Genomic DNA, 1,581 nt, shown 5'->3' on the forward strand with positions numbered 1-1,581 from the left:
TCTTAGGTTTTGAACCCAGCTTTAGTGAACTATTATTTCTAAATCAAAGATTATAAAATTAGTAGTTCACTTTTATTGTTATTTTTAGTATCTAAACACTCAATTGCTACTGAAATGTAATATTATATCATCAGTATCTTTTTCTACTACTACATTTTTAATAATTTCATTGTTTTTAATATTCACATGTAGCTTAATGACGATTCTGTAAAAATGCTTTACTTAGTGAAAAAAAGGCTATCACAAGTCCATCGATAGTACATGTTGATACAGTAGCAAAAATGAAAGAATTGACGGAATATATTCCGAAAAGCGCTTTAATACTAATTCAGAAATTTAGTCCGGGCCCGATAACATACGTACTGAAAAAATCAATGAAAATATCCAAATTTGTAAATGGAAATTTAAACACAGTAGCAATAAGAATACCCTCGAATAAATTGGCTTTAAAGCTGCTTCGGGCTATCTAAAGTGCCTATAGCAACTCTATCTGCAAATATATTAAAAAGGCTTTGTGCAACAAACTTTAGTATGGCTTATAGAGAATTTAATAGACTTGTTCAAGCGATAGTAAAAGCAAACGAAAAAAAAGACTCTAATATTGGTATTGAGTCTACGATTATCAGTTTTGATCTAAAAGATAACGTAATAATATTAAGACCGGGGGCAATTACAAAAAAAATGCTTCAAGAAGCGCTTAAAGGCAAATATACGGTCAATTACGCAACAACAGAAATAGATTTTTAGTAGGAAAATCTAAACCAATAATCCCCGTCTATTTATTTAAAAGTCAAGACAATATAAGAAAATATTTAAATAAAGATACAAAAATACTTATAACAAAAGATACTCTAAAATCTTATTTGTTTAGTTTTTTGTGGGATAAAAAAAATATTACAATATTTCACAGTCTTGACGAGTACACGCAAAATCTTTATAAAGAATTGGCTAGTTCTGAAAACAAATACAAACAAATTTTACTTGAATTTGTAAACGATTATGAACTAGGGACTGCAATAAACGACAGAATTAAGAAAATAAGTTTAAATAAATTTATTTGAACTTATTTTTTTGGCATTTTGCAGCTTTTAAATCTTATTTTTTTTGGATTATGGCTCATTTTTTCCATATTAAATTCTCATATAGCTTTTTTGCAAAATTCTTTTATGTTTGAAATTTTTTTTTCTTTTTTTATTATTTCCAATAATTCATGATAATAGGTATTAAATACTTTATCATATTCTAATTTCTTTTTGCTATTTAAATAAGTTTTTATAATTGGCTTTAGAAATTCACTATTTAGCATTTAAAAATTTAATTAAATGTTTTTATTTTTACAATATTGTCATATATTTTATTATTAATATGAAATACTTAATGCAAACTAATAACATAGTTAAATTGTTTTTTATATTATTCATAATGTCTTGTGAGCTATATTATGTACATGTAATAGATAAGACACTAACAAATTCACCTAATCACATAGTAGATAAAAAAAAATAAATTTCATGCTTAGAGGAGTTTCGGATCTTAACAATAAGGCCGATGAATTTGTTTTCAAACAGTTCAAAAAAAAAA

General features: G+C 25.4%; 2 pseudogenes. One reads left to right on the top strand and one right to left on the bottom strand.

From position 1 onward, the window contains the following. Positions 1-65 precede the first annotated feature (65 nt). Positions 66-192, bottom strand: a pseudogene (locus BLO14_RS06190) (RNA-guided endonuclease TnpB family protein); the annotation flags it as partial. 3 nt (positions 193-195) lie between these two features. On the opposite strand from BLO14_RS06190, the pseudogene BLO14_RS05770 reads away from it, so the two are divergent. Further along, positions 196-1,061 (top strand): annotated as a pseudogene (locus tag BLO14_RS05770) (L-threonylcarbamoyladenylate synthase); the annotation flags it as partial. Positions 1,062-1,581: the final 520 nt, after the last annotated feature.

It is taken from the genome of Borreliella japonica (genome assembly GCF_900099615.1).
Taxonomy (GTDB): Bacteria; Spirochaetota; Spirochaetia; order Borreliales; family Borreliaceae; genus Borreliella; species Borreliella japonica.